The 26,164-nt window shown below is 67.7% G+C and carries 26 protein-coding genes, 2 pseudogenes and 1 riboswitch; of the genes and pseudogenes, 14 read left to right on the top strand and 14 right to left on the bottom strand.

The features are described from left to right. Positions 1-128 (top strand): annotated as a pseudogene (locus JNK84_RS23435) (IS5/IS1182 family transposase); the annotation flags it as partial. A gap of 114 nt (positions 129-242) precedes the next feature. On the opposite strand, the gene JNK84_RS23430 reads toward JNK84_RS23435, so the two are convergent. The 4 genes from JNK84_RS23430 to JNK84_RS23415 all read right to left on the bottom strand — a co-directional run bounded on the left by JNK84_RS23430 (position 243) and on the right by JNK84_RS23415 (position 4,167). Further along, entirely contained in the window at positions 243-803 is a 561-nt protein-coding gene (locus JNK84_RS23430) for an ABC-type transport auxiliary lipoprotein family protein (protein ID WP_293428638.1), read from the bottom strand. Between the two features lie 85 nt (positions 804-888). After that, positions 889-2,226 (bottom strand): MlaD family protein, encoded by a 1,338-nt coding sequence (locus tag JNK84_RS23425; RefSeq protein WP_293428637.1) that lies wholly within the window; start codon positions 2,224-2,226, stop codon positions 889-891. Positions 2,227-2,245: 19 nt separating this feature from the next. Then, on the bottom strand, positions 2,246-3,013 hold the full coding sequence (locus JNK84_RS23420; protein ID WP_293428636.1) for an ABC transporter ATP-binding protein: 768 nt from the start codon (positions 3,011-3,013) through the stop codon (positions 2,246-2,248). After that, positions 3,013-4,167, bottom strand: a complete 1,155-nt coding sequence (locus tag JNK84_RS23415) for an ABC transporter permease (protein WP_293428635.1) — start codon at positions 4,165-4,167, stop codon at positions 3,013-3,015. Before JNK84_RS23415 ends, JNK84_RS23420 begins: the two co-directional genes overlap by 1 nt. Before the next feature lie 126 nt (positions 4,168-4,293). Here JNK84_RS23415 and dgcN point away from each other — a divergent pair, with 126 nt between their 5' ends. Together dgcN and dgcA are read left to right on the top strand one after the other, a co-directional pair. Then, positions 4,294-5,349, top strand: coding sequence for an N-acetyltransferase DgcN (gene dgcN, locus JNK84_RS23410; protein WP_293428634.1), 1,056 nt, complete (start codon positions 4,294-4,296; stop codon positions 5,347-5,349). A gap of 210 nt (positions 5,350-5,559) precedes the next feature. Next, the gene (gene dgcA / locus JNK84_RS23405; RefSeq protein ID WP_293428633.1) at positions 5,560-6,543 is read left to right on the top strand and encodes an N-acetyl-D-Glu racemase DgcA; all 984 of its coding nucleotides are present in this window, start codon (positions 5,560-5,562) and stop codon (positions 6,541-6,543) included. Between the two features lie 7 nt (positions 6,544-6,550). Here dgcA and JNK84_RS23400 read toward each other — a convergent pair whose 3' ends face one another. Continuing rightward, on the bottom strand, positions 6,551-7,735 hold the full coding sequence (locus JNK84_RS23400; protein ID WP_293428632.1) for an MFS transporter: 1,185 nt from the start codon (positions 7,733-7,735) through the stop codon (positions 6,551-6,553). 78 nt (positions 7,736-7,813) lie between these two features. Between JNK84_RS23400 and JNK84_RS23395 the strand changes: the two genes are divergently transcribed. After that, complete coding sequence (locus JNK84_RS23395; protein WP_293428631.1) at positions 7,814-8,884, top strand: hypothetical protein; 1,071 nt, start codon at positions 7,814-7,816, stop codon at positions 8,882-8,884. Positions 8,885-8,899: 15 nt separating this feature from the next. Here JNK84_RS23395 and JNK84_RS23390 read toward each other — a convergent pair whose 3' ends face one another. Then, complete coding sequence (locus JNK84_RS23390; protein WP_293428630.1) at positions 8,900-9,874, bottom strand: threonine ammonia-lyase; 975 nt, start codon at positions 9,872-9,874, stop codon at positions 8,900-8,902. 173 nt (positions 9,875-10,047) lie between these two features. Between JNK84_RS23390 and JNK84_RS23385 the strand changes: the two genes are divergently transcribed. The 4 genes from JNK84_RS23385 (at position 10,048) to JNK84_RS23370 (ending at position 14,299) form a co-directional block, all read left to right on the top strand. Beyond that, entirely contained in the window at positions 10,048-11,232 is a 1,185-nt protein-coding gene (locus JNK84_RS23385; protein ID WP_293428629.1) for an MGDG synthase family glycosyltransferase, read from the top strand. Between the two features lie 118 nt (positions 11,233-11,350). Beyond that, on the top strand, positions 11,351-12,196 hold the full coding sequence (locus JNK84_RS23380; protein ID WP_293428628.1) for a fumarylacetoacetate hydrolase family protein: 846 nt from the start codon (positions 11,351-11,353) through the stop codon (positions 12,194-12,196). A 189-nt stretch (positions 12,197-12,385) separates the two neighbouring features. After that, complete coding sequence (locus JNK84_RS23375; protein WP_293428627.1) at positions 12,386-13,255, top strand: DMT family transporter; 870 nt, start codon at positions 12,386-12,388, stop codon at positions 13,253-13,255. 39 nt (positions 13,256-13,294) lie between these two features. After that, a complete protein-coding gene (locus JNK84_RS23370; protein ID WP_293428626.1) occupies positions 13,295-14,299 on the top strand; it encodes an NADP-dependent oxidoreductase in 1,005 nt (334 codons plus the stop codon). A gap of 34 nt (positions 14,300-14,333) precedes the next feature. Here the strand turns inward: JNK84_RS23370 and JNK84_RS23365 are convergent, their stop codons facing one another. Further along, positions 14,334-15,902 (bottom strand): AMP-binding protein, encoded by a 1,569-nt coding sequence (locus tag JNK84_RS23365; RefSeq protein WP_293428625.1) that lies wholly within the window; start codon positions 15,900-15,902, stop codon positions 14,334-14,336. Between the two features lie 194 nt (positions 15,903-16,096). Beyond that, on the bottom strand, positions 16,097-16,711 hold the full coding sequence (locus tag JNK84_RS23360) for a helix-turn-helix domain-containing protein (RefSeq protein ID WP_293428624.1): 615 nt from the start codon (positions 16,709-16,711) through the stop codon (positions 16,097-16,099). A gap of 191 nt (positions 16,712-16,902) precedes the next feature. Here JNK84_RS23360 and JNK84_RS23355 point away from each other — a divergent pair, with 191 nt between their 5' ends. From JNK84_RS23355 to JNK84_RS23350, 3 genes and pseudogenes are all read left to right on the top strand, one after another. After that, positions 16,903-17,349, top strand: coding sequence for a MarR family winged helix-turn-helix transcriptional regulator (locus tag JNK84_RS23355; protein ID WP_293428623.1), 447 nt, complete (start codon positions 16,903-16,905; stop codon positions 17,347-17,349). Between the two features lie 10 nt (positions 17,350-17,359). Further along, positions 17,360-17,503, top strand: a pseudogene (locus tag JNK84_RS23540) (AAA family ATPase); the annotation flags it as partial. A 20-nt stretch (positions 17,504-17,523) separates the two neighbouring features. After that, a complete protein-coding gene (locus JNK84_RS23350; RefSeq protein WP_293428622.1) occupies positions 17,524-17,883 on the top strand; it encodes an AAA family ATPase in 360 nt (119 codons plus the stop codon). Here the strand turns inward: JNK84_RS23350 and JNK84_RS23345 are convergent. The 3 genes from JNK84_RS23345 to thiM form a co-directional block, all read right to left on the bottom strand. Continuing rightward, a complete protein-coding gene (locus tag JNK84_RS23345) occupies positions 17,880-18,953 on the bottom strand; it encodes a TRAP transporter substrate-binding protein (RefSeq protein ID WP_293428621.1) in 1,074 nt (357 codons plus the stop codon). The genes JNK84_RS23350 and JNK84_RS23345 overlap by 4 nt on opposite strands. Position 18,954: 1 nt before the next feature. Further along, entirely contained in the window at positions 18,955-19,752 is a 798-nt protein-coding gene (gene thiD / locus JNK84_RS23340) for a bifunctional hydroxymethylpyrimidine kinase/phosphomethylpyrimidine kinase (protein WP_293428620.1), read from the bottom strand. Continuing rightward, complete coding sequence (thiM, locus tag JNK84_RS23335; RefSeq protein WP_293428619.1) at positions 19,749-20,558, bottom strand: hydroxyethylthiazole kinase; 810 nt, start codon at positions 20,556-20,558, stop codon at positions 19,749-19,751. The genes thiD and thiM overlap by 4 nt, the downstream gene beginning before the upstream one ends. Beyond that, positions 20,547-20,647: riboswitch (TPP riboswitch) on the bottom strand. (Overlaps the previous gene by 12 nt.) 129 nt (positions 20,648-20,776) lie before the next feature. Here thiM and JNK84_RS23330 point away from each other — a divergent pair. Then, a complete protein-coding gene (locus JNK84_RS23330) occupies positions 20,777-21,013 on the top strand; it encodes an Lrp/AsnC ligand binding domain-containing protein (protein WP_293428618.1) in 237 nt (78 codons plus the stop codon). A gap of 9 nt (positions 21,014-21,022) precedes the next feature. Here JNK84_RS23330 and JNK84_RS23325 read toward each other — a convergent pair whose 3' ends face one another. Continuing rightward, positions 21,023-21,979, bottom strand: coding sequence for a DMT family transporter (locus JNK84_RS23325; protein ID WP_293428617.1), 957 nt, complete (start codon positions 21,977-21,979; stop codon positions 21,023-21,025). Between the two features lie 282 nt (positions 21,980-22,261). On the opposite strand from JNK84_RS23325, the gene JNK84_RS23320 reads away from it, so the two are divergent. Then, positions 22,262-22,666: a DoxX family protein gene (locus JNK84_RS23320; RefSeq protein WP_293428616.1), complete on the top strand. Its 405-nt coding sequence runs from the start codon at positions 22,262-22,264 to the stop codon at positions 22,664-22,666. 361 nt (positions 22,667-23,027) lie between these two features. Here the strand turns inward: JNK84_RS23320 and JNK84_RS23315 are convergent, their stop codons facing one another. Both JNK84_RS23315 and JNK84_RS23310 read right to left on the bottom strand, forming a co-directional pair. Beyond that, positions 23,028-25,337 carry a xanthine dehydrogenase family protein molybdopterin-binding subunit gene (locus JNK84_RS23315; protein WP_293428615.1) on the bottom strand — a complete coding sequence of 770 codons (2,310 nt, stop codon included), beginning with the start codon at positions 25,335-25,337 and terminating at the stop codon, positions 23,028-23,030. Positions 25,338-25,434: 97 nt separating this feature from the next. Beyond that, complete coding sequence (locus tag JNK84_RS23310; protein WP_293428614.1) at positions 25,435-25,638, bottom strand: hypothetical protein; 204 nt, start codon at positions 25,636-25,638, stop codon at positions 25,435-25,437. Positions 25,639-25,813: 175 nt separating this feature from the next. Here JNK84_RS23310 and JNK84_RS23305 point away from each other — a divergent pair, with 175 nt between their 5' ends. Continuing rightward, positions 25,814-26,095: a hypothetical protein gene (locus tag JNK84_RS23305; RefSeq protein WP_293428613.1), complete on the top strand. Its 282-nt coding sequence runs from the start codon at positions 25,814-25,816 to the stop codon at positions 26,093-26,095. Positions 26,096-26,164 lie beyond the last annotated feature (69 nt).

Raw genomic sequence — 26,164 nt, 5'->3', positions numbered from 1 at the left:
ACCGCGTCGAACGCATGTGGTGCAGGCTCAAGGACTTCCGGCGCGTCGCAACCCGCTACGACAAGCTCGCCCGGAACTACCTCTCGACCGTCCTCATCGCCGCAACAACCGCATACTGGCTCAATTGAGTCCGGACCCTAGGGCATGATCCCGAAAAGTGGGAGCCGATTCCCGGGGGTCATGCTCCGCCAGGCATGAAGCGGCAGCGCCGATTCTGGCGGGGCGAACCTCGCGCGAACCGGTCAGATCTGGCCGGTGGTCCAGAGCACGATGTCGCGCATCACCGTCTGCACGGCCCCCGCAAAGGCGGCCGAGACATTGCCGGCATCGGTGCCGGCGGCCGGTGCGCGCGCGGCGAACACCCTCCCCGCCAGAATGCGGCCGGAACGGTCGTTGACCAGCTTCACGGACATCTCGACCACCACCTCGGTCGCGCCTTGCGCGACCACCTCGAAGGCGCGGATGTCGGCCAGCAACTGCCAGTCGGAGGCGAGCCTGTCACCCGGACGGCCAACCGAGCGCAGCCGGCTGGCATTCTCGAAAGCCTGGATGATCCGCGCCTGAAGCAGTTTCGGCAGCCGGTCGGCCCAGGCACCGTCGGAAAGGTAGGAATAGGCCCCACCCGGCCCGCGCACGGCGATCCGCTCGGTGTCGAGGCTGGCAATGGCCTTGGGTTCGACGACGAGCAGCTGGCCGCGCACGGCCCCGGCGCGCGCCGGGAAGGTCGAGGGCGCCGGAATATCGTAGACGCGCGGCGCGCTGGTCGACGAACAGCCCGCGAGAGCAAGGCCCGCGACTGCCAAGGATCCGAATGTCAGGCTGCGCCGCCTCGCGTCCAACCCCAACCCCGCATTCCCCTCCCGCATGCCGGACAAGCCCCTCTAGCCTTTACCGGCGATTGAATTCAGGCACGCCCGAACCACCGAAGATGAACCTCTGCGGATTGCGCTCCAGGGAACGCAGGGTCCGTTCGAGCTCCGTCAGGGTGCGGCGCCCGTCGGCGGAGAGCGACTGGATATCGCGGATCGTGCGATCCGTGAAGCCGGAGATGGATGTCGTGAGCTGGGCGGTGCGGGTGTCGAGCCGCTCGGCGAGCGTGCGCACGGACCGCGCGGTCGCCGTGAACTCCGCCATCATGTTGCTGCCGCCCTCGCCCTGGAAGCCCTTGAGCAGGCTGTCGAGGCGGTCCGCCATGCCGTTGAGCTTGGCGGACACTTCGGCGGCATTCTTCAGCAACTGATCGACATTGGCAGAATTGTCGCCCAGCGACTGGGTGAAGCGGTCGATATTGGCCATGGCCCGGCCGATCCGCTCGCTGTCGAGCGCCGCGATCACCCGGTCGGCATTACCGAGCGTGCGGTTCAGCGCCCGCACGTCGAAGGCCGTCACCGCCTCGTTGACCGTGCCCAGCGTCTGGGTCAGCGCGCCTGAGGCGCGGCGGGCGTCGCGGATGAGATCGGCGAAATTCTCGCGCTGCGCGTTCAGGCCGCCGGTCAGCTCGTCGACATTGCGCAGGATCGACGCGATCCGGCCGGGCTGCGAGCCCTCCATCATGCTCTCGACCTGGGTCGTCACGCGGTCGAGCCGCTCGGCCAGCGCGGCGATCTGGCGGGCGGCCGCTCCCGTCTGGTTGAGGAAGTTGCGGATGTTGTCGGTATTGTCGTTCAGCGCCGCCGTGAAATTCTCGACATTCTGCAGACTGCGCTGGAACGAGCCCTGCCCGGTCGCAATCGTCTCGTCGAGCCGGCGCACGAGGTTGTTGAGCGTGCTCATCGTCTCCTGCGCGCCCGCGAGCAGGTCCTGTCCGCCCGGCACGTCGGGCCCGATCTGCGGCGGCGCGCCGTCGGCCGGCCGCTGGATCGGCTGCGCGACACCCAGCCCGTTGGCAAGGCCGATGGAGGCGATGCCGGAGAGGAGCTGAACATTGAGGCTTGCGCGCGTCGCCGAGGAAATCGGCGTGCCCTGCTGGATCGCGACGATGGCGACGACCTTGCGCGGATCGGCCGGATCGATGTCGATCTTGCGGACCTCGCCCTTGCGGATGCCGTTGAAGAACACGTTGGCGCCGGTCCTCAGACCGCCGACCGGGCCGGTGAAGACGATCCGGTAATCCTCGCGGTTGGTATTGTCGCCGGCGCGCAGGAACCACCACAGGAACAGACCGAACACCGCCAGCACCGCCAGCGTGAACAGACCGATCAGCGTGGTATTCGCCTTGGTTTCCATCAGCCGCTTGGACCGCGTCCTAACCCTTGATGCCGGCGGAGCGTGCACGCTCCCCGCCGAAATAGCTCCTGAGCCACGGGTGCGGATGCCGGACCATGTCCGCCATCGTGCCCGTGGCGATCACCTTGCCCTCGGCGAGGGCGGCGATTCGATCGCAGATTCGCGCCAGACTATCGAGATCGTGGGTGACCATATACACGGTCAGGCCCAGAGTGTCCCGCAACGTCCTGATCAGCGTATCGAACTCACCCGCGCCGATCGGGTCGAGGCCGGAGGTCGGCTCGTCCAGGAAGACGATCTCGGGATCGAGCGCCAGCGCCCGCGCCAGAGCCGCGCGCTTGATCATGCCACCCGATAATTCCGACGGATATTTGTCCGCCGCATCCGGCCTGAGGCCGACCATCGCGATCTTCAGCCGCGCGATCTCGTCCATCAGCGGCTCGGACAGTTTCAGATATTCGCGCAGCGGCACCTGGATGTTCTGCTTGACCGTCAGCGACGAGAACAGCGCTCCGTGCTGGAACAGCACGCCCCAGCGCCGCTCGATTGCCCTGTGGCCATGGTCGTCGGCCTCGTCCAGATCCTGCCCGAAGACATGGATCTTGCCGGCGCGCTTCGGCACGAGGCCGATGATGCAGCGGGTCAGCACCGACTTGCCGGTGCCGGAGCCGCCGACGACCCCCAGCACCTCGCCGCGATAGACGTCGAGGTCGAGCCCGTTGATGATCAGTCGGTCGCCGAAACCGACGACCACGCCCCGCGCGGAAATGATGACGTCCTGCGCCATCAGTAGCCGAGGCTCGCGAAGAACACGGCGAAAAGCGCGTCCACGACGATCACCATGAAGATCGCCTTCACGACAGAGGCCGTGGTCTGCATGCCGAGGCTCTCGGCCGAGCCCTGCACGCGCAGGCCCTCGACGCAGGCGACGAGGCCGATGATCAGCGCCATGAACGGCGCCTTCGCGAGCCCCACCCAGACGTGCCGGTGCGCGACTTCCTCCTGAATGCGCTGAAGAAAGATATCGATCGGAATGTTTCCGTAGATCTGCGCCACGATGGCGCCGCCGGCTAGCGCCGACAGGTCGCCGATGATGGTCAGCAGCGGCAGGCCGACGACCAGCGCGATGAGGCGCGGCAGCACCAGCACCTCCACGGGATTGAGGCCCATCACGCTCAGCGCGTCGATCTCCTCGCGCATCTTCATCGAGCCGAGTTCGGCCGTGAAGGCGGAGCCGGTGCGCCCCGCCACCATGATCGAGACGATCAGCACGCCGATCTCGCGCAGCGTCAGGATGGCGACGAGATCGACGACATAGGTGTCGGCGCCGAAGGCGCGGAAGAAGAAGATGCCCTGCTGTGCGATGATCGCGCCGATCACGAAGGTGATCAGGAACATGATCGGCACGGCGCGGAAGGCGACGCGGTCGAGCTGGGTCACCACGGCGGCGAGCCGGAACCGGCCCTTTCCGGTGAAGATCGAGCCGGCCGCGAGCACCACCCGGCCGAAGAAGGCGACCAGCGCGACCAGGTCGCCCTTGGCGTCGAGCATCTGCTCGCCGACCTTGTCGAGGGCCTGGACATAGCCCGGCTTCGGCACGGGGCGCGCGGGCGGCGGTTCGGCGAGACCTTCGGCGACCTCTGCATAGATGGTCCGCGCCGCGCCCGAGAGGCCGGTGCGCTCCACCGGCACGCCGCGTGCCGAGAAGCCCTCCTCGATCGCCCGCACCAGCGCGCCGCCGAGCGTGTCGAGCCGCGTCACCTGGGAGAAATCGAGCGTGACGGCGCCCGGCGTCCCGCCCTCGGCCACGAGGCTGCGGACCTTGGCCTCGATCGCGCCCGCAGTCTCGGAATTCCAGACGCCGGCAAGCGCGACCGTCAGTCGGCTACCCTCGACGTGGCTCGACACCCTTGCTTGCTGCGCGTGGCTCGTCTCGGTCACGGCTCGATTTTCGATAAGTCGCATGCGCGCGCCCGGCTTGGCATGCGCCCTCCTCCTCTCCATAAAGGAGCCGCCCGGCGCCGTCGAGGCTGCCGGCTCTTCCCTTGCTTTGTTGCGGATACACCCATGGAAATCGCCAAGCCCTATCTCCTTTTCCTGGGAGACGTTCACGATCAGCTCGCCGCCAAGACCGCGCAGGGGATCGTCGACTGGCGCCGTGACTGGTGCGTCGGCCAGCTGCGCCTCGAAGGCTGCAAGGCCGATACCGGGCTGAAGGACGTGACCATCGCGCAGGGCAAGAAGGCCGGCGCGAAGACCATGGTCGTCGGCGTCGTCAATGCCGGCGGCGTGCTTCCCGACCACTGGGTCGATTCGATCGTCGAGGCCATCGAGGCCGGCATGGACATCGCCACCGGCCTGCATGCCAAGCTCTCGGACATTCCGAAGATCGCCGCCGCCGCCAAGAAGCACGGCGCCAAGCTTCACGATGTGCGCCACCCGACCCAGACCTTCGCCACGGGCAAGGGGGCCCTGCGCTCCGGCAAGCGTCTGCTGATGGTCGGCACCGACTGCTCGGTCGGCAAGAAGTACACCGCGCTGGCCATGGAAAAGGGCATGCGCGACCGCGGCTTCGACGCCGATTTTCGCGCCACGGGCCAGACCGGCATCTTCATCTCCGGCCGCGGCGTCGCGGTTGACGCCGTCGTCGCCGACTTCATCGCCGGCGCGGCCGAATGGCTGACCCCCGAGGCCGATCCGCTGCACTGGGACGTGGTCGAGGGTCAGGGCTCGCTGTTCCACCCCTCCTTCGCCGGCGTCACGCTCGGCCTGCTGCACGGCGCCCAGCCCGACGCCTTCATCGTCTGCCACGAGCCGACCCGCCGCACGATGCGCGGCGTCCAGACGGCGCTGCCCTCCATCGGCGAGGTCATCGATCAGACGATAGCCCTCGGCCGCCTGACCAATCCGGCGATCACCTGCGTCGGCCTGTCGGTCAATACCGAGCACCTGTCGGAAGAAGCCGCCTTCACCTGCCTCGATCGCCTGTCGCGCGAATACGAACTGCCGGCGACCGATCCGGTGCGCTTTGGCGTCGAGCCGCTGGTCGATGCCATCGCCGAGCTCTATGGCGAGCCCGAGCCGAAGCCGGCTCCGAAGAAGTCGGCCAAAAAGGCCAACTGAGCGTCAAACCACGGGCGCTGCCCCTCCGAGACGTCGTGGCCGGGCAAAGGCGGCCCGGCCGCCGGCCCTGACTAGACGCCGGGGCTCTGCCCCGGCTATGCCGGCCATCCACGCCTTGAACACGCGCCAGAATGAAAGTCGTGGATGCCCGCCACAAGGGCGGCCATGACGATGAAGAGCGCACAGCCTCACTTTTCCAAGGTGTTGAGCATGACCTCCCGCGAACTGACCGTCCGCACCGAAAGCTGGCCGATCGCCGGCACTTTCACCATTTCGCGCGGCTCGCGCACGGAGGCGCTGGTCGTCGTCTGCGAGATCCGCCAGGGCTCGGCGGTCGGGCGCGCCGAATGCGTGCCCTACCCGCGCTATGGCGAGACCGTGGACGGCGTCGCGGGTTACATCGAATCCATGGCGGACGGCATTGCCGGCGGTCTCGACCGGCAGGGGCTTCTCTCCGCCATGAAGGCCGGCGCGGCACGCAACGCCGTCGACTGCGCCCTCTGGGACCTCGAATCGAAGCTCGCGGGCAAGCGTGCCTGGGAGCTCGCCGGTCTTCCGGCCCCGAAACCGCTGACGACGGTCTACACGATCTCGCTCGGCGCCCCTGCCGACATGGCCGAGCAGGCCAAGGCCAGCGGCCGCCCGCATCTCAAGATCAAGCTCGGCGGCGAGGGCGACGCCGACCGCCTCGCGGCGATCCGGCAGGCGGTTCCCAATGCCACGCTGGTCATCGACGCCAACGAGGCGTGGACGCCGGCCAATCTCGAAGCCAACCTCGCCGTCTGCGAGCGCTTCCGCATCGCGCTGGTCGAGCAGCCCCTGCCCGCCGCCGACGACGAGGCGCTGAAGGGCGTGCGCCGGCCGATCCCGATCTGCGCCGACGAAAGCGTCCACGACCGCGGCTCGCTCGACAAGCTCGCCGGCAAGTACGACGCCATCAACATCAAGCTCGACAAGACCGGCGGCCTCACCGAGGCCTTCATGCTGGCGGCCGATGCCGAGGCGCGCGGCCTCAAGATCATGACCGGCTGCATGGTCGGCACTTCGCTGTCGATGGCGCCGGCGACGTTGATCGCGCAGCGCGCCTTCCTCGTGGACCTCGACGGCCCTCTGCTGCTGCGCGAGGACCGTCCCGAGGGCCTGCGTTACGACGGCTCGACCGTTTATCCGCCCGCCTCGTCCCTCTGGGGCTGAGGCGCGTTCAGCGGCCGGCGGCCGGGACCGCCGGCCGCTCGATCGGCATCGACCGGGCAATGGCGGTGACCGCCATGCCGACGAGGCAGAGCGCGGCCATAGCGAGATAGGCCTTCGCGTCGATCCGCGCATAGAGATAACCCGCCAGCAGCGTCGAAACCGCCATGGCCGAGCCGATTGCGACCGACACCGTCCCCTGGCCGCTCGCGCGCATGTGCGGGGGCACGCGCGCGGCAAGGTAGGACATCGTCCCGAGATGGACGAGACCGAAGCCCGCGCCGTGCAGGATCTGCAGCGGGCCGCCGAACCAGAGCGGCGGATCGAAGGCCATGACGGCCCAGCGCAGGGCGCCCCCGGCTCCGCCGATCAGCAGGAAGGTGGTCGGCCGCCAGCCTCGCGTGAACCGGGTGCCCCACCAGAACAAGGCGATCTCCGCGAAGACAGCAACGGCCCAGAGCGCACCGACGGTGGCCGGCGAGTAGCCGAGTGCCTTCCAGTGGATGGAGGCGAAGCCGTAATAGACGGCGTGGCTCGCCTGCAGGAAGGCCGCCGCCGCCATGACCAGCACGAAACGCGTGTTGAAGAAGCCCGGCCCGGTGGGCGCAATGGACTTGTCGCGGGTGTCTGGCACCAGCATGACGCTGGCGATCACCAGCGGAATCATGGTCAGCGCGATCATCCAGACGATCTGTGGCGGCGCGATGAAGGTAAGCACGATGCCGCCCATGACATTGGCCACCATGAAGGCGACGGAACCCCAGACGCGGATCCGGCCGTAGTCGAGCGCCCGTCGCGCGACGCCGGCGAGGCCGTAGGCGTCGGTCAGCGGCGTCAGCGGGCCCCAGACGAAACCGGTAATGACCACGCCGATCAGGATCATCGCATAACCGTCGGCGAGCCCGACGCCCATGAAGGCGACCGCCGTCGCCGAACAGCACATGGCGATGGCGATGGACAGTTTCCCGCCGCGATCGGCGAGCGTCGTCACGATGGGGTTGGCGATGATGCGGATCAGCATGCCGCCGGCGAGCACCGTGCCGATCTGGCCGTCATCGAGACCCTTGGCCTTGAGCCAGACCGGGAAGAACGGCTGATGCAGCCCGAATCCGATGAACAGGGCCGCATAGAACAACGCAAGTCGCGTTGCGAACAGCTTGGCGTCGTCTGATTTGGCGGCCGGTCCGGAGAGCATTATGATTTCACGGAGAGATTCGCGTGTTCGCAATCGTTCTAGACGGCCCCGGCCCTTCCCGCGAGAGCAAGCTCGAACATGTCAGATGAGACACAGCTTCCGGCGCGGCTCGAGCCTTCGCCCCTGACCACCGCCGACTATGGCGCCATCGAGGATGCGGTGATGGAAACGGCGCGCGGTCGCTGGTTCCTCGCCGAATATGCCCGCCGCAACCGCGCGGCCGACACGCTCGCCGTGCTGGAAGCCATCGGCCGGCTCGAAAGCGCCGTGGGCGCGCCGCGCGCCGCACCCGAGATCGACCGCATCCGCATGGACATCCGCGAGATGGCCAATGCCATTTCGCGCACCAAGGCGGAGATCGCCGCGATCAAGCCGGAGGGCGCCGAGGGCGGCCGCTTCGAGGAGGCGTCCGTCGAGCTCGACGCCATCGTGCAGGCGACGGCGACCGCTACCGGCGACATTCTGGGCGCGGCCGAGACCATTCAGGAGATCGCCTGGACTCTGCGTGAAATGGGCACGGAGGGCGAGGTCTGCGACCTTATCGACACCAAGGCCACCGACATCTACACGGCCTGCTCGTTTCAGGACATCACGGGGCAGCGCACGCGCAAGGTGATCGGCGTCCTGCGCTTCCTGGAGGAGCGCATCGATTCGATGATGGCGATCTGGGGCGAGACCGGCATTGCCGCCACGCCGCCCCCCGCCGCCAAGACCAGCGAACCATCGCTGCTCAACGGGCCAGCGCGCCCCGGGGAGGGCCTCGGCCAGTCCGACGTCGACATGATGATGGATGACGGCCTGTTCGCCGATCAGGTCTTGGAGCCTGCTCAGGTCTTGGAGCCTGCTCAGGTCTTGGAGCCTGCTCAGGTCTTGGAGCTTGCTCAGGTCTTGGAGCCTGCGGCGAAAATGCCCGCCGCACCAGACAATGCGGCCGCTTTCGCCCCGCTCGCCCCGGTCCCGCCACTCGCGGAGGAACTGCCGGTCACCGCGCGGGCGACAGCGGCTGCCGCCCTCTCGACCGGCGAGGCGCCGCTGGCGCCCGCGCCGCGCCCTGCCCGGCCGGATGCGCCGCCCGTACGTTCCGGACGGCCGACCATCGAGGACATCGAGAAGCTGAGCTTCATCGAGAAGGTGGCCCTGACGAGCTAGGGCTCGTCCCTGCCCTCATGCCACCAGCTTGGCGAACAGGGCAGGATCGACATTGCCACCCGACAGCACGGCCACCACGACCTGCCCCCTGGCATCGAGGCGGCCGGCGAGCAGCGCCGCCAGCGGCACTGCGCCCGACGGCTCGACCACCAATTTCAGCTCGCGGAAGGCGAAGCCGACGGCGCGCTTTACCTCATCCTCCGACACGACCAGCCCGCCAGTCACATGCGGCTGGTTCACGGCGAAGGTAAGCGCGCCCGGCGCCGCGGAAAGGAGGCCGTCACAAATCGATCCGCCCAGTCTCTCGTTCGAGACGCGCTTGCCGGCCGCCAGCGAACGCGCGTGGTCGTCGAAGCCCTCGGGCTCGCCGGCATAGATCCTGGCGGCTGGCGCCACTTCGTGCACGGCCAGCGCCACGCCAGCGAGCAGGCCGCCGCCGGACACCGGCACGATGACCGCGTCGGGCTTCAGGCCCTGCGCCGCAAGGTCCTCGACGATCTCGCGGCCGACCGTGCCCTGCCCCGCCATGATGTGGAAATCGTCGAAGGGCGGCACCAGCGTCGCGCCGCGCTCGGCGGCGATGCGGTTGGCGATGGCGACGCGGTCTTCCTTCTCGCGGTCGAACAGCACGATCTCGGCGCCCGCCGCGGCGGTCCGCTCGCGCTTCAGCACCGGCGAATCCTTCGGCATGACGATCAGCGCGGGAATGCCGAGAAGCTGGGCGGCGGTCGCGACGCCCTGCGCATGGTTGCCCGAGGACATGGCGACGACGCCGGCCCGGCGCTCGGTCTCGTTCAGCCGGGCGAGGCGGTTGTAGGCGCCACGGAACTTGAATGAACCCGTGCGCTGCAGCGGCTCTGCCTTCAGGAACACCCGCGCGCCGGTGATGGCGTCGAGCTCGGGCAGGGTGAGCAGCGGTGTGCGACGTGCGACCGGCGCGATCAGGCGGGCGGCATCGGCGACATCGGCGGCGGTCGGCAGCGCGGGCATCGGGAACTGGTCCTCTCGGGTCTCGGCGGATCGCCATATGAGCCCTGCGGGGCGCTTCGGACAAGCCAAGCTTTGTGCCCCGGCCATCACGGGTGTTGATCGGTCGCCACCGCGACACCACCTGCCCTCGCCTTGGGCGCGCCGCCGGTCTAGACACGGCACCGGAGGTGTTCTTGGACAACGCGCTGCCGACCGACGACCTGCGACCGCCGGCCGCCGCCGCGAAACCGCTGCGCGTGCTCATCCTGATGAGCAGGACCGGCGGCGGGCACCTCGCGAGCGCGCGCGCGCTCGAGGCCGAATTCCAGGCCCAGCGGCCGGATACGGAAGTGCTGATCGTCGACATGCTGACCGATCATATCAGCCCGCCCTTCTCGCTCCTGCCGAAGACCTACGACACGATCGTCAACCGCGCCCCGCGCCTGTGGCACGCGCTCTGGCGCATGACCGCCGGCGCGAAGGTCGGCGGCGCGACGACCGCGCTGGTCAGTCATCTGTCGCGGGGCAGGCTGGAGCGGCTGCTGGCGACGACCCGGCCGGACCTCGTCGTCTCGGTCCATCCGCTGGTCAACCACCTGATGCTGCCGGTACTGGCGCGCGTCTCGCCATCGACCCGTTACGTGACCGTCGTCACCGACCTCGGCGGCATTCACCCTCTCTGGCTGCACCCGGAGAACGCCGCCGTCTACCTGCCGACCGAGCGCGCCATCGAGGTCGCATCCGCGAACGGCCTGCCGCGAAGCCGCCTGCACGCCCACGGCCTGCCCGTCCGCGCCGATTTCGCGCGCGAGCCCGGCGACAGGGCCGAGACGCGCCGGCATTTCGGCCTCGATCCCGCGCTGCCGGTGGTGCTTGTGATCGGCGGCGGCGGTGGCATCGGGCCCATCGAAGCCATCGTCGCCGCGACGGCGGACCAGCTGGCGGCCGCCGGTGGCCAAGCGGCCCAGATCGCGGTTGTCTGCGCCAAGAATGCCCGGCTGAAGGCCGATATCGAGTGCCGCCGCTGGCCGGTGCCGGTCACGCCCCTCGGCTATGTCGACAAGATGTCGGACCTGATGCATGCCAGCGACTTCATCGTCACCAAGGCCGGGCCCGGCACCATCGCGGAAGCCAGCATCCGTGGCCTGCCCATGGCGATCTACGGCTACATTCCCGGCCAGGAGGCGGCGAATGTCGACCACGTCGTCGAGGCTGGAGCGGGCTTCTTCCAGCCCGATCCCGCAAGGCTTGGCGCGGAGGTCGCGCGGCTGATGACCTCGGGCGTCACCGATCGGTCGGTCATGGCCGCCCGCGCCATGGCGCTCGGCCGCGCGCAGGCGACCCACGACATCGTCGCCTCGATCCTCGCCGCGCATTGACCACGCGGGCTGCCGCTTTTCGCGCCGGGGAACCATGCGCGCCACGGCCTTGCGAAACGGTTGAATCCGACATCATGATCCCGGCTCAACGACGTTCTGACGAAGGGGAGAGACGGTCGTGAAACTGGTTCGCTATGGCGCCGCGGGTAAGGAAAAACCCGGCCTCGTTGATCCCGATGGCAAGATCCGCGACCTGTCCGGCGTGGTGCCCGACATCGCCGGCGATGCGCTGACCAAGAAGGGCCTCGCCAAGATCGCCAAGGCCAATTGGGAGAAGCTGCCACTGGTGAAGGGCAAGCCGCGGCTCGGCGCCTGCGTCGGCAATGTCGGCAACTTCATCGCCGTCGGCCTCAACTATGCCGACCACGCCGCCGAGACCGGCGCCGCGATCCCGACCGAGCCGATTCTCTTCAACAAGGCGCGCTCCTGCATCGTCGGCCCGAACGACGACGTGATGCTGCCGAAGAAGTCGGTGAAGGCCGATTGGGAAATCGAGCTTGCCATCGTCATCGGCGAACGCGCCCGCTACGTCTCCAAGAAGGACGCGCTGTCGGTGGTCGCCGGCTTCTGCGTCTGCAACGACGTCTCCGAGCGCGAGTACCAGATCGAGCGCGGCGGCCAGTGGATGAAGGGCAAGGGCTGCGAGACCTTCGGCCCACTCGGCCCCTGGCTGGTCACGGCCGACGAGATCAAGGACGTGCAGAAGCTCGGCATGTGGCTCGACGTCAACGGCGAGCGCATGCAGACCGGCTCGACCAAGACCATGATCTTCGATGTGAAGACCATCGTCTCCTATGTTTCCGAGTTCATGGTGCTGGAGCCCGGCGACGTCATCACCACCGGCACGCCGCCCGGCGTCGGCCTCGGTATGAAGCCGCCGAAATTCCTGAAGGCCGGCGACGTGATGTCGCTCGGCATCGATGGTCTCGGCGAGCAGAAGCAAAAGGTCATCGCCTGGAAGTGAGGCGGCTCCCGCCATCGCCTGAATTGGATCCGGCGGCGCGAGGCGCGCCGGCAACACCCTGAATCGAAATCTGAAAGCCCCGGTGAAAACCGGGGTTTTTCAATTGGATGGACGCATCGCCGGAATCGATGTCTGCTGTCGCCGCACAATCGGTTGCCCGTGCGACCGGCGAGGCGGAGCTTGAAATCCATGATCCGGACGGTCGCCCTCACCAGCCTCGCCATGGTGGCCTTCGCGACCAATTCGGTGCTGGCCCGGCTCGCCCTCGGCGCGGGCGCCATTGACGCGGCCGGCTATACGGGAGTGAGGCTCGCCGCCGGAGCGGTCGCCCTCGTCCTCATCGTGACGATCATCGACAGGACAGCGCCGACCTCCTATCGCCCCGCCGGGAGTTGGGCTCAGGCGGCGGCGCTGTTCGGCTATGCCATTGCCTTTTCGGTCGCCTATCTGGCGCTGGGCGCCGCTGTCGGCGCGATCATCCTGTTCGGCAGCGTGCAGCTCGGCATGGTCGGCCGCGCCGTCATGCTCGGCGACCGGCCGGGCCCCTGGGAATGGGCCGGGCTCGTCGCCGCATTCGCGGCGCTCGTCTATCTGGTCTCGCCCGGCGTTGCCGCCCCACCCCTCTGGGCGGCGGCGCTCATGGCTGTCTCGGGGCTCTGCTGGGCAGCCTATTCGCTGCTCGGGCGCGGCTCGACCACCCCGCTCGCCGACACCACCGGCAATTTCGTCCGCTGCCTGCCCGTCGCCATCGTGCTCATCGCGGTGGGGCTCTGGACCTCAACTCCCGCGCCCGCCGGGCTCGCCTATGCCATCGCCTCGGGCGCCATCGCCTCGGGCATCGGCTACGCCATCTGGTATGCCGCCCTGCCCGGCCTGTCGCGTGTCGGCGCCGCCTCGGTCCAGCTGACCGTGCCGGCCATCGCCGCGGCAGGCGCGGTCCTGTTCATCGGCGAGCCGCTGACACCGCGGCTGGTCGCTGCGTCGGCGGTGATCATCGGCGGCATTGGCATCACGATCATCGCGGGCGATCGGCGCAGAAGCGCCAGCGCTGGCCAATAGCGTTGGCCTCGCGGCGGCGCATCAGGCATAGTCGTGGCCATGCGCGCATTCGTCCTTACAGCATATGGTGGACCTGAAGCGGCGGAAATCCGCGATGTCGAGCGCCCGCGGCCGGCCGCGACAGAAGTTCTGGTGCGCGTCCATGCCGCCGGCCTCAATCCCGTGGATTTCAAGACGCGCGACGGCAAGCTGAAGGTGGTCCAGCGCTACCCGCTACCGGCGGTGATGGGCAACGAGCTTGCAGGCGTCGTGGAAAGCTGCGGCGACCGCGTCACGGGCTTCGCCGTGGGCGACCGCGTGTTCGCCCGCATGGCCAAATCGTCCATGGGCGCTTTCGCCGAATATGCGATCGTCCCGGAGAACCTCCTCGCCAGAATGCCGCCGTCGCTGGACTTCGACAGCGCGGCCGGGGTCCCCCTTGCCGGGCTGACGGCGCTCCAGGCCCTGCGCGACGAACTCGCCCTGAAGCCGGGCAGCCGCGTCTTCATCCCCGGAGGCGCCGGCGGTGTCGGCACTTTCGCCATCCAGATCGCGAAATGGCTTGGCGCGGAGGTCACCACCACGGCCTCGCCGCGCGGCAGGGCGCTGGTCGAGCGGCTCGGCGCGGACATCGTGATCGACTACACGACGCAGCGCTTCGTCGATCATGTCCGCGGCATGGACGGTGTTTTCGACCTGCTGGGCGGCGAAACGCTTATGCAGTCGTTCAGGGTGGTGAAGCCCGGCGGCAAGGTTGTGTCTGTTGCGGGCATGCCCGAACCGGAAACAGCGCGGAAGGATCTCGGGCGAGGCGCGGCGCTCGCGGCACTCTTCTGGATCGCGAGCTATGGCATACGCGCCGAGGCCAGGCGGCACGGCGCCACCTATCGCTATCTGTTCATGCACCCGAGCGGCCCCGAACTGGAGGAGCTCGCGCAGCTGATCACGCACGGGAAGCTGACGCCCATCATTGATCGCGTCTTTCCGTTCGATGAGATCCGGCAGGCCTTCGAATATCTGGAAGCCGGTCGCGCGAAGGGCGAGGTCGTGGTGCGGATGCACTGAGGCACGGGCATTCCGGCGCGCCGGAATCCGGGCATCACGCCACGCCGCGCCGACGCCCCTCCCAATAGGGCGCGCGCAGCACCTTGCGGTCGATCTTGCCGAGCCCGGTAACCGGGATCGTATCGACGAAATTCACCGATTTCGGCGACCAGGGCGCGCCGCGCTTGTCCTTCACGTGAGCCTGAAGCTCCGCCGCGCCGACATTCGCGCCCTGCTTCAGCACGACGAAGGCCGTGACAGCCTCGCCCCATTTCTCGTCGGGAATGCCGATCACCGCCGCCGAAGCGACCGAGGGATGGGCCATCAGCGCGTCCTCAACCTCGCGCGGGTAGATGTTGAAGCCGCCGGATATGATCATGTCCTTGGTCCGGTCGACGATATAGAGATAGCCCTCCGCGTCCTTCACCGCGACGTCGCCGGTGTGCAGCCAGCCGCCGCGCAGCGCCTCCTCCGTCGCTTCCGGACGCTTCCAGTAACCCGCCATGACGAGCGGCCCGCGCACGCAGATCTCGCCGGGCATGCCGACGCCGACCTCGCACATGTCCTGGTCGAACAGCTTCACGTCGACGAAGGGGCTTGGCCGCCCGCACGAACCGAGCCGTTCCGGATGCGCGAGATCATGATCCACCTTGCGCAGCGTGGTGATGCATTGCGGGGCTTCCGTCTGGCCGTAGAGCTGGACAAAGACCTGCCCGAATATGCCCATGGCCTCCTTCAGCCGGTCGGGCGACATGGGCGCCGCGCCATAGACGATCATGTCGAGCGAGGAGAGATCGTATTGCGCACGCAGCGCCGGCTGGTCGATGAGCGCATAGATCAGCGTCGGCACCAGGAAGGTGGCGGTGATCTTCTCCTCGGCGACCACCCGGCAATAGGCCTCCGCCTCGAAACCCTGGGTGAGGCGCACATAGCCGCCGCGATACATGACCGGATAGATCGTCACGCCCGCCGCATGGCTGATCGGCGTCGCCGCGAGGTAGCGGATATCGGCCGGCCAGTCCCAGTCGCCGTAGAGCAGCAGCGTCATGGCGATGATCGCGCGATGCGGCAGCATCACGCCCTTGGAACGGCCGGTCGTGCCGCCGGTATAGGCGAGCCAGCCGATCTGGTCGGCATCGCTTTCGTCGATGAGCGGCGCCGGCCTCGTGGCCGCCGCAAGGTCCAGCACGTCGCGCACGCCGTCCATCGGGCCGAATGACAGGACATGGGTCAGTCCCGGCACCCGCGCGCGGATCGCCTCGCCGCGCGCGCCAAACTTCGCGCCCTCGACGATCAGGAGGTCGATCTCGGCGTCCTCGACGATGAAGGCCTGGTCGTCCTCGGCCGCCAGCGGGTGCAGCGGCGTGTAGCGCATGCCCATGATCAGGCCGGCGCACATGGCCGCCCAGGATTCCGCGCGGTTGCTGGCGAGGATCGACAGCGCATTGCCGCGCTTCAGGCCCAGCGCCTTATAGACGGCGATATAGCGACCGATCTGGTCGCCGAGCTGCGCGTAGGTCCAGCGCACCGTGCCGTCGCCGAGCGCCGGCCGGTCGCCGTGCCGGATGATCGCACCGATGATCAGCGCGCCTACCGTGCCGCCTGAATAGAGGCTCTCGCTCATGCCGGCTCTCCGTCTGCCGCCCCATGCGAGGGCCGCTACGCGGCGGATTCCTGCACGGCCTGCCCTGTGCTGGCGAGAAGCAAATCCGTGGTCCGGCCTCGTCCGAAGGACGGACAGCGATCAGCGCGGAGCCCGCCGAGCCAGAATCATCGCCTGCCCCGATGTCCGCAAGCCACGGCACGGGCTTGCGGAACTCACTCCATCACGGCGGCTTTCAGAATGCAGACCATGACCGCATGGGCCGTCTCGGTGCCGGTATTGCGGATGACGTGCCGGCCGTCGCAGCGGTAGCGGGCGCTCTCGCCGGGGCCGACGATCTCGACGCGATCGGCGACCTCGACCTTCAGCTCGCCCGACAGCACCGAGAGGCTCTCGATGGAGCCGCGCTGGTGGCCCTCGCTCTCCAGAACGCCGCCGGGATCGCACTGGAAGTCGTACCATTGCAACCACTCGACCGTCTTGATCCAGCCGATGATCGAGAGGCGGCACTTGCCGTCGTCCGAGACGAGCAGCGGCGTGTCGGCCTTCGACAGCTTTTCGAGGAAAGGCTCTTCCGTGCCGGTCGCCAGCACCCGTTCGATCGACACGTCCAGCGCCTGGCTGAGCCGCCAGATGGTGGCGAGCGTCGGATTGGTCTCGTTGCGCTCGATCTGGCTGATGATCGATTTCGCGACACCCGACTGCTCGGAAAGCTCGGACAGCGACAGGTTATAGGCCTTGCGAAGCCGCTGGACGGTCTTGCCGAGATTGCCCGAGAGCACGTGCGCCCCGGCGTCGAGTTCCTGCTTCTTCGGGTCGCGGTCAGCCATCGTGACAGTGGGGGTCCGGTCGTTGTGACGAACGATCGTTCGTTGAAACGATCCTAGAGACCGCGTCGCTGCGGTGCAAGACGAGACGCGGAGTCCGCATCGCGACGCCCCGGACCGCGACGCTCGGCTGCCAGGTCGTTCGTATTTCAAATATACTTGCATGCGGCATTATTATGCAATAAACATGGCGGATGTCACACGCTTCCTTTGCCGCCGTCCTGCATCTCCTGAGAGCCCACTCCCTTCTGGAGGAGCGGTTCGCGGGCGAACTCGCCTCCATCCACGGCCTTGCCCTGAAGGACGCGCTGCTGCTGATGCACCTCGCCCGGGCGCCGCTGATGCGCCTCAGCCGCGTCGATCTCGCCAGGAGGCTCAATGCCAGCCCCTCGACCATCACCCGCACCTGCCTGCCATTGGAGAAGCTCGGCCTCGTCGGTCGCGAGGACGACCAGCGGGATGCCCGCCTCTCCTACGTGGTGCTCACCGAGGCTGGGCGCGCGCGGGTGGCCGAGGCCGAGGCGACGCTTCGGCACAAGTCCGCCGACCTGTTCAGCGACCGCTGGAACGAGGCCGAAATCGCGACGCTCGCTGATCTGCTCGGCCGTCTGACAGCCGGCCAGCCCGGCCGCCTGAGCTGAGGAACCGGTCATGGATCGCACGCCAACCATCGTCCACTTCATCTGCGGTCCGACCGGCGCCGGCAAGACGACCTATGCGCTGAAGCTCTGCGAGGCGGTCGGCGCGGTGCATTTCTCCATCGACGAGTGGATGATGACCCTGTTCTCGGCCGATGCCCCGTCGATGCCCCGTCGATGCCCGACTGGAACTGGATCGCCGAGCGCGTCGGCCGGAGCGAGGCCCAGATCGTCGCCATGGCGATCCGCCTCGGCCGGCTCAACGTGTCCTCGGTTCTCGATCTCGGATTCCTCGGCCGGGATCAGCGGGATCGCGTGGCCAGAGGTGTTGCAGGGGCAGGCCTTGCCCCTCGCCTGCATGTGCTCGACGTCGATCCGGGCGAGCGCTGGCGTCGCGTCGAGGCACGCAACGCCCGGCAGGGCGAGACCTTTAGCCTCGCTGTCACGCGCCCGATGTTCGATTTCGTCGAGCGGCTCTGGCAGCGGCCGACCCCGCAGGAAATGGCCGCCCTCGATGGCCGGACGCGCGCCGCCTAAACCTCGCGCGCGCCGAGGGCCGCGTGCATCGACACGCGCGTCCAGGGCGAGATGCGCGCCTGGAACGCGGCATAGCTCTCCGCGACCTTCGCCGCCATCGGGCTGCGCGTGCCGAGGTCACGCGCGAGATCAGCAGCGTGGCGGCGAGCGATCTGGATCAGCTCCGTCGGAAAGCCGCGCAGCTGGACGCCCTGTGCGCCGACCATCTGCGCCAGCGCATCCATGTTGAGCTTCTCGATCTCGGCCAGCGCCACGGCCTGCTCGGCGTCGGAGGCCGCCTGCACGACGCTCTTGAGATCGGCGGGCAGCGCGTCCCAGTGCGCCTTGTGAACGAGCAGTTCGCTGGAGCCGTTCGGCTTGTTGAAGCCCGGCGCGTAGTAGAACGGCGCGACCTTCCAGAGACCGAGCTGGATATCCGAGCCCGGCGCGGTGAACTCGGCGGCATCGATCGCGCCGCGCTCCAGCGCCGGATAGATGTCGCCGGGCGGCACGGCGAGCGCCGTCGCGCCCAAGCGCTGGAACAGTTCGGCACCGAGCCCGATCATGCGGATCTTGAGGCCCCGGACGTCCTCGGCCGAGGCGATCTCCCGGCGGAACCAGCCGCCCATGGAGACGCCGGTATTGCCGCCAAGCAGCGGCTTCAGGCCGAAGCGAGCCGAGGTCTCGTCCCACAGTGTCTGTCCGCCGCCATTCATGATCCAGGAATTGTGCTCCGGCGGCGTGAAGCCGAAGGGTACGGAGGTGAAATAGGCGAGCGCCGGCTCCCGGCCGATGGCGAAGAACGACGCGGTGTGGCCAAGCTCGACCGTGCCGTTGCCGACGGCCTCATGGACGGCGAAGGCAGGCACCACCTCGCCCGCGGCGAAGACCTGCACCTCGATGCGCCCACCCGAAAGCAGCCTGATGCGGTCGGCGATGCGCTGCGCGGAGAAGGCGGGCCCGGGCAGATTCTTCGGCCAGGACGTCACCATGCGCCAGCGCACGGGCGTCTGCGCACCGGCGAGAGAAGGCGCGGCCAGGAGGCCGGTCGCGGCAGCGGCAAGGGCGGTTCGGCGGTCGGGTCTGTTCATTTCACCACCAGGCATGGAAATGATGGGTCGGGCCATGGCCCTTGCCGATCGACAGGCGGCCGGAAGCAGCGATGGCGGCGGACACGTAGTCCTTGGCCTCCGAGACGGCCTGCCCCAGCGGGAATCCCTTGGCGAGACCGGCGGCGATGGCCGAGGAGAGCGTGCAGCCGGTCCCATGGGTGTTGCGGGTATCGATGCGCGGCGCGTCGAGCCTGACGACGCTGCCCGGCGCGACCAGGAGGTCCGTCGAGCGCTCGCCCTGCCCGTGGCCGCCCTTCATCAGCACGGCTTTGGCGCCGCGCGCGATCAGCGTCTGCCCCTGCGCCAGCATGTCGTCCTCGTCCAGCGCCACGGGCTGGTCGAGCAGGGCTGCCGCTTCCAGCAGGTTGGGCGTCACGAGGGCCGCGCGCGGGATCAGCACGTTGCGCAGCGCCGAAACGGCGTCGGGGTTGAGAAGGCGGTCGCCTGATGTCGCGACCATCACCGGATCGAGCACGATATTGGCGGCCTTGTGGCGGTCGAGGCCGGCGGCGACCGTCTCGATCACCGAGACCTGCGACAGCATGCCGATCTTCACCGCGCCGACGGCAAGGTCAGAGAAGACCGAATCCATCTGCGCGGCGATGAAGGCGGCTGGAACGTCGTGGATGGCCTGCACGCCGAGCGTGTTCTGCGCGGTCAGCGCCGTGATCACGCTGGCGCCATAGACACCGAGCGCCGAGAAGGTCTTGAGGTCGGCCTGGATGCCGGCGCCGCCGCCGGAATCCGAGCCCGCAATGGTCACGGCGATGGCGGTCATGGGCTGATCTCCCCGGCAATATCGACGATGCGCGCGCGGGTCGACAGGTCGCGCGCGCCCAGATGATGCAGGGCGTCGAGATAGGCGGGCGCGAACGTGCCCGGTCCCCTCGCCGTCTCGGCGGCCATCTCGCCCGCAACGCCAAGCGCCAGCAGCGCCGAGGCGGTCGCGACGAGCGGATCGTCGCCAACCGCCAGAAAGGCGGCGGTGACAGCAGCCCCGGCGCAGCCCATGCCGGTCACCGAAGCCATCATCGGGTGCCCGTTGGCGACGCCAACGCTCCGCCCGCCATCGCTGATCCAGTCGGTCTCGCCCGTAGCGGCGACGACCGTGCGAAGCGCGCGTGCAACGATAGCCGCATCGGCACCGTCGCCCAGCACGGCGATCTCGCCGGTATTGCCGCGCACCAGCGCCGGTCCTTGCGCCGCGATCTCGCGCGCAAAGGCCGCGCGAACCGGCGAACGGTCGATGAAAACGGGGTCCAGAACCCAGGGAATGGCCTTGTCGCGGGCCGCCGCGATCGCGATGGCGATGACCTCGCGATGGGCGGGCTCCAGCGTGCCGAGATTGACCAGCAGCGCGTCGGCGCTCGCGACGAAGGCGGCAATCTCGTCGCGCGAAATGGTCACGGACGGGGTAGCGCCGACCGCCAGCACGGCATTGGCGGTGATCTCCTGCGCCACCGTATTGGTGATGCAGTGAACGCGCGGGCGGCGCTGGCGGACGCGTCCGAGCAGTTCCGTCGCGAGCGCGGCATCGACGATGGGTGAAAATGACGGGGAACCCCCGCCTGACAGGGCATTCATCTCGGTTTCCTCCGCCGGCATGATCCGGATCAGGTACGCGGGTTGGCGGAAAGCCTCTCAGCCCGGAAAGGGCACCCCGACGAGAACGTGGCAAGAGTTAGGGGAACCCGCCGGGCCGCGCAAGAGCGGCGGGCAGCGGGCAGCGCATGGCTTGCCCGCAGGGGATGACGCGGCCGCCCTTTGATGGCATGTCAGGGCCAGTCCCGGAGATGCCCGCCATGATCCCGTTCTTCGTCCAGATCAAGTGCCAGCTCGGCAAGTCCTATCAGGTGGCGTCCCAGCTCGCCGACCGCGAGATCGCCTCGGAAATCTACTCGACCGCCGGGGAGTTCGACCTGCTGGTGAAATTCTATGTCGAGCCCGGCACCGATATCGGCCATTTCGTCAACGAGAAGGTGCAGATCGTGCCCGGCATCCAGGACACGCGGACGATCATCACATTCAAGGCGTTCTGACAGCCTGCCTCAACCCTGCGGCGTCGAGACCTTCCTCTGCCGCGCGCGCTCCAGCCCGAGCTTCTGCTCGCGCCAGATGACGAAAATACCCGAGGCGACGACGATGGCGCCGCCGGCGAGCACGTAACGGCTGGGCAGATCGGCAAAGACGAAATAGCCCATGGTGATCGCCCAGATCATCGAGAAATACTCGAACGGCGCGATCAGCGAGGTGTCGGCATAGCGGTAGCTGATGGTCAGGAAGATCTGGCCGAGCCCGCCGAACACCCCGACCATCACCAGAACGAAGCCCTGCCAGGGCGTCGGCATGACCCATTGGCCGATGAACGGCACGACCTTGCCGAGCGGCCAGGTGATGAGGGCGAGCAAGGCGCAGAGCATCATGAAGGTGAAGACGATCGACGCGGTCGTCTCGACATTGACCAGCTTGCGCACCTGGATCGTCGCAAAGGCCGCGCAGACCGCACCGCCCAGCGCGAACAGCGCGCCGGTCGACTGGCGGTCGCGACCGGCGAAGGCGGTGATGTCGAGATGCGGCCAGAGGATGACAACGACGCCGACGAAGCCGATGGCCACTGCCGACCAGCGATAGATCCTGACCTGCTCGCCGAGCAGGAAGTAGGCGAGCGGCACGACCATGAGTGGCGCGGCGTAGCTGATGGCGGTGGAATCCGCGAGCGGCAGCATGGTCAGGCCGACGAAGCCGGAGAACATGCCGGTGGCGCCGATGACGCCGCGCTTCATGTGCGACGCGAAGCTCGTGTAGCGGAATGCGTCCATGATCTCGTGCCGCCACGCGAGCATGAGGAACAGCGGGATCAGCGCGAAGAACGACCGGCAGAACACCACTTCGCCGACTGGCACGTCCTGTCCTGCCACGCGCACCAGCGTCGACATGCAGGTGAAGGCCATGGTCGACAGGAGCTTGAGGATGATTCCCGTGACGGCGCAGGAGAGGACGGGCATGGATGAGGGAAAGCCGGGCGGTGGGCGGACCTTCTTGAACCACATCCATGCAGAATTGGGGAGGCTCGTTGCTGCACGGGGGACCTGCGGCAGGTAGTCCTTCCCTCTCGGCCCAGCGCAGGCGGTCCCTCGCTATCGCCTCACACGCGGTCGTGACGGCGTGTGATCGGAGACGCTGGACCGACTGCCCCCCGGTTGTGCGTCACCCTGCCATCGATAAGGTCGTGATGCCGCCCGGAATGGGCGACGATCCCCCCGATCCCTGCACTGACGGAACCGACAATGGACAGCCTCAATTCGACCCTCAACGCCTGGGCGCCGCGCGTGCTCTCGCTCCTGCGCATCGTCGCCGGCCTCGTTCTTCTGCAGCACGGCCTCGTGAAGATGTTCGGTTTCCCGATTGCATTCCCGATGCCGGTCGCTTCGTTCTCGATGTTCTGGTTCGCCGCGCTGATCGAAATCGTCACCGGCATACTGATCATTGCCGGCCTGTTCACGCGTCCAGCCGCTTTTCTTCTCGCCGGAACCATGGCCGCGGCCTATTTCATCGGTCATGCACCGCGCAATTTCTTCCCGATTGCGAATGGCGGTAACCTCGCGATCATGTACTGCTTCGTCTTCCTCTATCTGGTTTTCGCCGGCCCCGGCCCGTGGAGCATCGACGCGCAGCGCTCGTCCAACCCCTGAGATCAATACGGTTCACGCCAGAATCACCGGCCGCGGCGACCTTGGGTCCCGCGGCCGTTTTCGTTTCGGAATTCAGATAGTTACCTGCGGGAAACCGCTGTTTCCCGGACACAAAATCACGTCTTCCGTTCACGACCGCGTGAGCGCCCGGCAGCACCGACGCAGCAGCCCCCGGCTCGCGCGGGGCCGCGCGACACAATGGCCGGCCCCGCCCACGAGATGGGCGTCGCGATTCCATTCTACCGATTTCGCGGGATCGCTCCGAAAGGGCCAGCCATCGAGGCAAGCGCCTTCCACGACCCGAGGTCGTCTTGGACATCGAACGTGCGCAAGATCACATCCACGCACGCGCCGAGCCAACTCACGCAGCCTTGGCCGCCTTTGCGTCCTGGATGGCCTGCCAGACCAGAGCCGGCGTTGCCGGCATGTCGATCTCGCGGATGCCGTAGGCGCGCCAGAGCGCGTCCACCATGGCGTTCATCACCGAGGGGCACGCGCCAATCGTCCCCGCCTCACCCGCGCCCTTGATGCCGAGCAGGTTGGTGACGCAGGGCACGTTGCGCGTTTCGAAGTGGAAGTTCGGGATGTGATCGGCCCGCGGCATGGCGTAGTCCATGAAGGAGGCCGTCAGCAGCTGGCCGCTCTCCTTGTCGTAGATCGTTCGCTCCAGCAGCGCCTGCCCGATGCCCTGGACGATGCCGCCATGCACCTGCCCCGCGAGCAGAACCGGGTTGATGGTGACACCGAAATCATCGACCACCGTATAGGCGACGATCTCTGTCGCGCCGGTATCCGGATCGATTTCCACCTCGCAGATATGCGTCCCGTTTGGAAAGGTCGGCTCCGGCGGGCGCCAGGTGCCGTGGCTCTTCAGCTTTTCCTCGGCGCCGGGAAGGCTGGCGATCTTCTCGTAGGAAATCGACTTGTCCGTGCCGACGACGCGCACCGTGCCATCGCGGATCTCGACATCGCCGATGCCGACTTCCATCTCGGCGGCCGCCATATCCTTGATGACGTCGGCCAGCGCCCGTGCGCCGACATCAACGGCCGCCCCGCCAACGGGCAGCGAGCGCGAACCGCCCGTGCCGCCACCGGAGGGGATCGTCGCGGTATCGCCCTGGACGACGTTGATCCGCTCGATGGGGATGTCGAGATATTGCGAGGCGAGCTGGGCATAGGCGGTCTTGTGGCCCTGCCCGTTCGACTGGGTGCCGATCCGGATCGTCACCGTGCCGTCCTTCTCGAGGCTCATCCAGGCATTCTCCGGAGAGCCGCCGCCGCAAGCCTCGATATAGGTCGCCATGCCGATGCCACGGATCTTGCCGGCCTTCCGCGCCGTCTTGAGCCGATCCTTGAACGTCTCCCAGCCGGCAACATCCATGGCCCGGGTCATGTGGCCGTCGAACTCGCCGGAATCGTAGGTGCGGCCGACCGGCGTCTTCCACGGAAACTGGCCGGGCTGGATGAAGTTGCGGCGGCGCACCTCGGCCGGCGTCATGCCGGTCTCGATGGCGATGCGGTCCATGAGCCGCTCGACGAGATAGGCAGCCTCCGGCCGCCCCGCCCCACGATAGGCGTCCACCGGCACGGTGTTGGTGTAGACGTATTTCAGGTGCACGTGCATGGCCGGGAAGGCATAGACGCCCGCCAGCATCAGCGCGCCTACATAGGGGATGATGGTCGAGTACTGCGACAGGTAGGCGCCCATGTCGGCGACCGTCTCGACCTTCACCGCCAGCACCTTGCCGCGCCGGTCGAGGGCGGCAGTGGCCGTCGAGACATTGTCGCGGCCCTGGCTGCAATTGACGAAGTGATCGCCGCGCTCCTGAATCCAGGCGACCTTCTTCTTCAGCCGCTGCGCCGCGACGAGGCAGAGCGGGTATTCGCGGAACATGAAGGTCTTGGTGCCGAAGCCGCCGCCGACATCCGGCGTCACGACGCGGATCTTCTCCTTCGGCATGTTGAAGATCTTGGACGCCAGAATCTGCTGGACGCCATGCGCGCCCTGGCTGCCAAGCGTCAGCGTGAAGCTCTTCGCCTTGGCGTCATATTCGGCAAGGCAGCCGCGCGTCTCCATGTAGTTGGTGACCAGACGGTTGTTGACGATGGTCAGGCTCACCGTCCGATGCGCCTTGGCGAAAGCCTTGTCGGTGGCCGCGGCATCGCCCAGCTCGACTTCGGCGCAGAGATTGCCGGGCGCCTCCGGCCAGACCTGCACCGCGCCCGGCTTCAGCGCATCGACCGCATCGATGACCGGATCGCGCGAGTCCCACTCGATGATGATCGCCTCGGCTGCGTCCTTCGCCCGCTCCACCGTGTCGGCCACCACGAAGGCGACACCGTCGCCGACGTGGCGAACGGTCTTCGAGCAGAGGATTTCCCAGGTCGGGTGGGCGATCGGCGCCTTGCTCGGCACCTGCGAGAGGCACGGCAGCGAGCCGAGCTCGGTGACGTCCTCGGCCGTGTAGATCGCCTTCACGCCCTTCATCGCCCGCGCCGCGGAGGTGTCCGTGATCCTGAAGTCGGCATGGGCATAGGGCGAGCGCACGACATAGCCGACCAGCGTCCCTTCCGGCACCAGATCGGACACGTAGCGGCCCTTGCCCTGGATCAGCGGATCGTCCTCGATCCGGGTCAAGGCTTGGCCCATTCCGAACTTCATCGGCGTCATGACAGTGCTCCGGGGTGCGAAGCACCAGCATGGAACCTTTCCAGCCTGCCGCGCAACCCTTGCCGGGGCAGATGCGCGATGCGGCCTGCGGGGCCGGTCAGAGCTCCTTGCCCTCCGTCCGCTCGGCAAACAGGATCAGTGCGTAGATCAGCACGAAGGTAACGAAGAAGGCGATCGCCGCCCCGGTCTCGCCGCCGAGCCAGGCCCCCAGAAAGGTCGCGCCGATGGCGAAGACGAGGCTGGCGACGAAGCGCGGCCCGGAAAACAGAGGCATCAGGGCTTCGATCAGCGGGCCGATCATGGCGTCTCTCCGTCCCCGTTCAGAAAACCGCGCCATGATCGCTGAAATCAGGTTAATGCGCCAGTGAGCAATTAAAAGCCGCGAAAGCGGACGAGTTGGACGGCCGCGATGCACGCGTCTAAATGGAATCAGCGCCGCGTCGTCGTGCGCGCGCTCAGGGACGCCCTCGCAATCCATGCCGGAAAACAGACCCCAGACACCGCTCGCCACCAAACTCGGCTTCGGCCTGTGGGTGATCTCGCTTGTGTGGTGGTTTGCCTACTACGCGCAATATGGCGGCGCCTTCGGCCTGATGGACCTGAAGCTGGCCTGCATCTCCTGGCCCACCAAGGAATGCTACTTCTTCCAGCAGCAGATCCGCGGGCCTGTGCCGCGCTACGTGCCAGCCTTCTGGTACGCCGGCATGCTCGCCTTCGCCGTCGGCCTCTACCAGACCTGGCAGCAGCGCCGAAAATAGGCGGCGTCAGCGCCGTCGCGATCGGTCGGTGCGCGACAGGTTCCGCAGGGTGACCGCGGCGGAGGCAAT

The sequence above is a fragment of the Phreatobacter sp. genome (genome assembly GCF_016793595.1).
Lineage (GTDB): Bacteria > Pseudomonadota > Alphaproteobacteria > Rhizobiales > Phreatobacteraceae > Phreatobacter.
This window is presented reverse-complemented; position numbering and strand designations above follow the sequence as displayed.